6 protein-coding genes and 1 pseudogene are annotated in these 6,364 nt (G+C 33.2%); 3 read left to right on the forward strand and 4 right to left on the reverse strand.

Features of this window, described 5'->3' with window-relative positions; translation table 11 throughout:
- Positions 1 to 215: pseudogene (locus tag KA858_RS11750) on the forward strand (IS5/IS1182 family transposase); the annotation flags it as partial.
- 29 nt (positions 216 to 244) lie between these two features.
- Here the strand turns inward: KA858_RS11750 and fdaB are convergent.
- Complete coding sequence (gene fdaB, locus KA858_RS11755) at positions 245 to 1,102, reverse strand: class IIb fructose-bisphosphate aldolase FdaB (protein WP_011275221.1); 858 nt, start codon at positions 1,100 to 1,102, stop codon at positions 245 to 247.
- 200 nt (positions 1,103 to 1,302) lie between these two features.
- Between fdaB and KA858_RS11760 the strand changes: the two genes are divergently transcribed.
- The gene (locus tag KA858_RS11760) at positions 1,303 to 1,824 is read left to right on the forward strand and encodes a DUF2529 family protein (RefSeq protein ID WP_210135785.1); all 522 of its coding nucleotides are present in this window, start codon (positions 1,303 to 1,305) and stop codon (positions 1,822 to 1,824) included.
- Between the two features lie 74 nt (positions 1,825 to 1,898).
- On the opposite strand, the gene KA858_RS11765 is transcribed toward KA858_RS11760, so the two are convergent.
- The 3 genes from KA858_RS11765 to KA858_RS11775 all read right to left on the reverse strand — a co-directional run bounded on the left by KA858_RS11765 (position 1,899) and on the right by KA858_RS11775 (position 5,215).
- Complete coding sequence (locus tag KA858_RS11765) at positions 1,899 to 3,506, reverse strand: CTP synthase (RefSeq protein WP_075108992.1); 1,608 nt, start codon at positions 3,504 to 3,506, stop codon at positions 1,899 to 1,901.
- A 216-nt stretch (positions 3,507 to 3,722) separates the two neighbouring features.
- Complete coding sequence (rpoE, locus tag KA858_RS11770; RefSeq protein ID WP_075108991.1) at positions 3,723 to 4,241, reverse strand: DNA-directed RNA polymerase subunit delta; 519 nt, start codon at positions 4,239 to 4,241, stop codon at positions 3,723 to 3,725.
- A gap of 113 nt (positions 4,242 to 4,354) precedes the next feature.
- Positions 4,355 to 5,215 carry a GNAT family N-acetyltransferase gene (locus KA858_RS11775; protein ID WP_053031130.1) on the reverse strand — a complete coding sequence of 287 codons (861 nt, stop codon included), beginning with the start codon at positions 5,213 to 5,215 and terminating at the stop codon, positions 4,355 to 4,357.
- Between the two features lie 192 nt (positions 5,216 to 5,407).
- On the opposite strand from KA858_RS11775, the gene coaW reads away from it, so the two are divergent.
- A complete protein-coding gene (gene coaW, locus KA858_RS11780; protein ID WP_210135786.1) occupies positions 5,408 to 6,208 on the forward strand; it encodes a type II pantothenate kinase in 801 nt (266 codons plus the stop codon).
- Positions 6,209 to 6,364: the final 156 nt, after the last annotated feature.

Consider the following 6,364-nt stretch of genomic DNA (forward strand, 5'->3'; position numbering starts at 1 on the left):
GAAGGCTATTTTAGGTTTCACTCGGATGTCTGTTCGAGGGATAGATAAAGCTAAAAGAGAACTAGGATTTGTGCTAATGGCACTTAATATAAGAAAAGTAACAGCTCAACGAGCTGAAAATAATCAAAAAAATTATAAAAAAGACAATTTCTATATTATTTCAATAGAAATTGTCTTTTTTTCACTTATCCAAGAACTTTATGTCCCGGACTCTTTTAAATAACATCTTCAATTATTTTAAAACTTATTTAGCGCGGTTAGATGTACCAAATTCTCTAATTTTACCTTTAACCGTTTCTTTAATTGCTTCACGAGCTGGTCCTAAGTATTTACGTGGATCATATACGTCTTGATCATTATTTAATACTTCTCTTACTGCTTTAGCTGAAGCAATTTGGTTTTCAGTGTTTACATTAATTTTAGCAGTACCGTAAGGAATTGCTTTTTGAATGTCTTTGGTTGGGATACCAGTACCACCATGTAGTACTAATGGTAAACCAGTTGATGCACCGATTTCTTCCATTTCTTTAAATCCTAATTTAGGTTCACCTTTGTAAGGTCCGTGAACTGAACCTAATGCTGGTGCTAAAGTATCAATACCTGTTCTTTCAACTAATTCTTGACATTCTTTAGGGTCAGCATAGATGATGCCACCAACAACGTCATCTTCTTGTCCACCAACAGTTCCTAATTCAGCTTCAACAGATACACCATGTTGATGTGCATATTCTACTACTTTAGATGTGATTTCAATATTTTCTTCAAATGGGCTATGAGAAGCATCGATCATTACTGAAGTGAATCCAGCATCAATTGCTTCTTTACATTTTTCAAAACTTGAACCATGGTCTAAGTGAATAGCTACTGGTACAGTAATGTTTAAGTCATGAATTAAACCTTCAACCATTTTAACTACTGTATAGAAACCGCTCATGTAACGTGCAGCACCTTCTGAAACACCTAAGATAACTGGTGCATTCTCTTCTTGAGAAGCTTCTAAAATTGCTTGTGTAAATTCAAGGTTATTTAAGTTGTATTGACCAACTGCATAACCATTTTCTTTCGCGTCGATTAACATTTCTTTCATTGAAACTAATGGCATGAAAGTTCCTCCTTGTGTGCAACTGCACAATTTTTAAAATCATTATATCAGATATTATTTTGAATTGCATGTGAATGTATGCTCATTTTAAAATAATCTTATCTGACACGCATTACATCATTCAGATTACCTATCATAACCAGTTTTATTGCACTTACGTTTGCGTTTATTTACAATACAAAATGAAATGGAGGATTTACATGTCTAAAATATTACATACACAATTAACAGGTATATTCAATCGTTTAGAAGATCAAGCATTAGACATTCAAATGGCCGCTCAATGTCTAATACAAGCAATCGGTGGTGAGGGGTATGTATATATACGCGGTTATGGTGATTTAAAATTTTTCGAACCCTTTATTCTTGAAAGTGAAGAACATCTTCAATCTAGTAAACTATTATCGACACTGACAACGGTTAATGATATTGACTCTACAGATCGTGTGTTACTCTTTTCACCATTTTATACTGAAGAAGTCGCTCAGGATGTACAAACATTCGTCGATAAAGATATTGATGTTGTCTTAATTTGTAACCGCCCAAAAGATGTTGAAATACCAGAACAGTTTATTCATTTTATTAACCTCGCTACACCACGAGCTATCGTCTACACAGAAGATTATGATAAAGTGGTTCAACCACATACAATGGCATTTAATTATATTTACTATGAAATTTACACTCAAATGGTTGAAATGACACGAGATTTAGAATTGTAATAGTAATAACTTAATATTAAATAAAAAACAACCCTTATATGCTAATATAGCGATGTAAGGGTTGTTTTAATATATTATTTATTTTGATAGTTGTTCGCTGCTTCAACAAACGCTTTAAATATTGGTTGAGGTCTATTAGGTCTTGATAAGAATTCAGGATGGAATTGACAAGCAATGTAGAAATCATTCTCAGGAATTTCAACCATTTCAACTAAACGTCCATCCGGACTAGTTCCAGAGAATACCATACCATTCGCTTCTAATTGTTCTCTGAATTCGTTATTAAATTCATATCGATGACGGTGTCTCTCTTCAATGTTGATTGCATCATAAATTTGATGCGCTAAAGTACCTTCTTTAATTTTACATGGGTATAATCCTAAGCGTAACGTACCACCTAAATCTTCAATATCTTTCTGTTCAGGTAGTAAATCAATGATTGGATAAGGTGTGCTAGGATCAAGTTCAGCTGAATGTGCACCTTCTAAGCCAAGTACATTACGTGCAAATTCAACAGTTGCCAATTGCATACCTAAACAAATACCAAAGTATGGCACATTGTTTTCACGCGCATATTTAATGGCTGCAATTTTACCTTCACTTGCTCTAAATCCAAAACCACCTGGCACTAGAATACCATCTACATCTTTTAAGTAGTCTTCAACATTATCGTCATTAACTTCTCCTGAATCGATCCATTTAACAACGACATCTTTTTTCAATGGATAGCCAGCATGCTTCAATGATTCCACTACTGATAAGTACGCATCTTGTAAGCTTACGTATTTACCAACTAAACCAATCGTAATTGTACCATCTAGCGAATTTACAGTATCTAATAAATATTGCCATTCGTCTAACTGAGTATCGTATTTAGCATCTAAATCTAATCGTTTAATAACGATATCGTCCATATCTTGTGCACTTAATTGTAATGGAATTTCATATAGTGATGATGCATCTCTACATTCGATAACACTTTCTTTATTAATGTCACAGAATAACGCAATTTTATCTTTTAAATCTTGAGTCATTTCATATTCAGTACGTACTACAATTAAATCCGGTTGAATACCTAAACCACGTAATTCTTTTACACTGTGTTGCGTTGGTTTCGTTTTCATTTCACCGGCAGCTTTGATGTATGGAAGTAACGTACAATGTACATACATCACATTTTCACGACCTAAATCGCTTCTAATTTGTCTAATCGCTTCGATAAATGGTAGCGATTCAATGTCACCAGTTGTACCACCAATTTCAGTGATAACTACATCAGCATTGGTACTTTCCCCTGCAAGTAATAAACGTTCTTTAATTTCATTAGTAATGTGTGGAATAACTTGTACAGTTCCACCTAAATAATCTCCACGACGTTCTTTTTTAAGTACATGAGAATAAACTTTCCCAGCAGTAACGTTTGAATATTTATTTAAATTAATATCAATAAAACGCTCATAATGTCCTAAATCTAAGTCAGTTTCAGCACCATCATCTGTAACAAATACTTCTCCATGTTGATATGGACTCATCGTTCCTGGATCAACGTTTAAATATGGATCGAATTTTTGAATTGTGACTTTTAAGCCTCTATCTTTTAATAATCTTCCTAGAGAAGCGGCTGTGATACCTTTTCCTAATGATGATACTACTCCGCCCGTTACAAAAATAAATTTTGTCATTTCCTGACCTCCTAATTTATAAAGGGATGCTTCCTTACCTATTTGTTCATTTTAAATAATCACTTTTGAAAAAATAAAAAAATCGCTCCCTCTCACATATCTGTAAGGGGAGCGTATATAATTTATACACGTGTCCTAATTAAAGGAGCCCGAATAAAATTCTATCATCTTTTAAGTAAAAGTCAATCAAAACTAGCATTTAGTTTTAAAATCTTCTTAGTCTTCGAATTCTTCCTCGTCTTCTTCGTCAAGTTCATCCTCTTCGTCATCTTCAATTACTAAATCTGATTCACTAATTTCATCTTCAACTTGTTCGTCTTCAGGATCATCTAATGTTTCTTGATCATCTGTTTGGGCTGGAATATCATCATCGTCATCCATTTCATCGTCACCCAATAACTTAAGATTCTTATCTTCTTCATCTTCGTCATCAAGAATATCGAATTTTTGAATTGTTGGAGCAATTTTTTCTTCGATATCATCTACAGAATACCAATCACGTAATCCCCATTGGTTTTCGCCAACGTTTAAGAAACGTCCGTCAGTATTTAAATCTGTATAGAATTGAACTACACGATTTTCAATTTCTTCAAATTCATAGTCACCTAATTTTTTGAATTCATCAATGATATCATACAAATTCATTGTTGCACCTTTATCATTTAATAACGTATAAGCCATATCAATAAATGACTTTTCATCAACCATTTCTTTAGTATAATCTTGGATTTTCATTATAGCTAATCTTCCTTTCGAAGAATTTTTAATTATATCGTTGGATTTCATTAATTAATAGTAACAAAAATAAATTATAAATGACAATACACGATTTCGCAATTACGATTCACTTAGTAATTGATATATTTCTCGAAAATAACTAAATCATCTGATTGATCAATCTCGACAAAACCACTATTCATACACAATGGTTTTAATTCATTATTTTCACCAAACAATGTAATAACAATCGTTTTAGCTTGTTTAAAATGCTTACGTACATATGTTGGTATTTGTCTTAATGCACTTTCTGCAATGCCTTCTTTACGTTGATCTTTATAAACTTCAATGGCAACAATATTAATTCGATTATTCATTTGTTCAAGTGCAATAAAGCCAACTTTTTGGTTATCTTTAAGTAAATCAACGATATTATATGTCGCAATACTTGACGTTTCGTTTTCAGTTAATCGTAATGAAGAAACGTGTTTAGAATCTAAATCTAAGTAGTATAAACGTTCTTTACCAATTGGCCCCTCTTCTTTCGTAGCCGTATGCATGAAACCAGCACGTTCATATACATTCCACGCCCCTTTATTCTCTGCATCAACAACTAGATACAAATGATTAAAATCAGGAAACAACATCTGTACATATTGAGGTAAGTACATCATCATTGTCGTTCCATAACCATTCCCTTGAAATTGCTCATTGATTGATAATGATCTTACATAAACGACGTTCTCTGGCGTATCGTATCCTTCATGTTGATAATATTGATGTAAAACAAAGAAACCAACAACATCTCCATCTTCATTAATAGCAATGTTAGCCACTCTATTCTCATCTGTAAGTGCATCGTCTAATACTGTTTTCGGTAAAGATGAGTATATTTGTTGTCGCTCGCTTAATTCAAAGTTAACTACATCTTGTCTATATTTTTCTTCAAACTCTTGAATTGTTATATTTTCAAATTGTTTCTTTATAGTCATAACCACTAACCCCTATGCCTCTAATAATTTATCAACTTATATTATAATTGTTTTTTTACACTTATCAAAATAAAATCCACTTAAGTTAGATACAATTATTTTAAATTTTTACCTTTTTAAAATTAATCTATTGAAATTCAGCAAATTTGCTTTACTATAAATATGACATATAAAATCACGAGGTGAACTAGAATGAAAGTCGGTATCGATGCCGGTGGTACGTTAATTAAAATCGTCCAAGAATCACAACAAGGACGTTCATATGAAACCGAACTTACTACAAATATATCTGAAGTCATTGCATGGTTGAATGCAACTACGTTCGAATCCATCAGTCTTACGGGTGGTAATGCAGGTGTAATCGCTGAAAATTTAAATACAGAAGCTAAAATATTTGTTGAATTTGATGCATCATCAAAAGGTTTAGGTATACTTCTAAAAGAACAAGGTCACCATATTAACGAATATATTTTCGCTAATGTCGGTACAGGCACGTCATTACACTTTTTTGATGGTCAACAACAGCACCGTGTTGGCGGTGTAGGTACTGGCGGTGGCATGATTCAAGGACTGGGTTATTTATTGTCTCAAATTACAGATTACGAAGCACTGACTAATTTAGCACAATCTGGTGATAGAGATACGATAGACCTTAAAGTTAAACATATATATAAAGATACTGAACCTCCTATTCCTGGTGAATTAACAGCAGCTAATTTCGGAAATGTCTTACATAATTTAGACGTAGAATTTTCACCAGCCAACAAATTAGCATCAGTCGTTGGTATTGTTGGAGAAGTTATAACGACTATGGCAATCACTGTTGCTCGTGAAAATAAAACTGAAAATGTTGTATATATCGGGTCTTCTTTTAACAACAATCCTCTTTTGCGAGAGGTTATTGAAGATTATACGGTACTACGTGGTTTCAAACCATTTTATATTGAAAACGGTGCCTTTTCAGGTGCGCTTGGCGCTATCTATTTAAGTTAATAGTATTGTAGTTATTTTCTAAAAAAGGGAGCGGGACAGAATTCTTTTGAATTCGTCGTCCCACCCCCGCAAGGATGACTAGAACTGAGAAAAGCTTGATTTAAGCGCCTTCTCAGTTCAGTCAGCTACTGCGAATTTGCTAAATAGCTTCATTGT

Origin of the sequence: Staphylococcus sp. GDX8P80P, from assembly GCF_017893095.1 — a bacterium.
Classification (GTDB): domain Bacteria; phylum Bacillota; class Bacilli; order Staphylococcales; family Staphylococcaceae; genus Staphylococcus; species Staphylococcus borealis.

Coding starts and splice junctions, on each gene's coding strand:
- KA858_RS11775 (WP_053031130.1), bottom strand. CDS start 5,215: ATGACTATAAAGAAACAATTTGAAAATATAACAATTCAAGAGTTTGAA.
- rpoE (WP_075108991.1), bottom strand. CDS start 4,241: ATGAAAATCCAAGATTATACTAAAGAAATGGTTGATGAAAAGTCATTT.
- fdaB (WP_011275221.1), bottom strand. CDS start 1,102: ATGCCATTAGTTTCAATGAAAGAAATGTTAATCGACGCGAAAGAAAAT.
- KA858_RS11765 (WP_075108992.1), bottom strand. CDS start 3,506: ATGACAAAATTTATTTTTGTAACGGGCGGAGTAGTATCATCATTAGGA.
- coaW (WP_210135786.1), top strand. CDS start 5,408: ATGAAAGTCGGTATCGATGCCGGTGGTACGTTAATTAAAATCGTCCAA.
- KA858_RS11760 (WP_210135785.1), top strand. CDS start 1,303: ATGTCTAAAATATTACATACACAATTAACAGGTATATTCAATCGTTTA.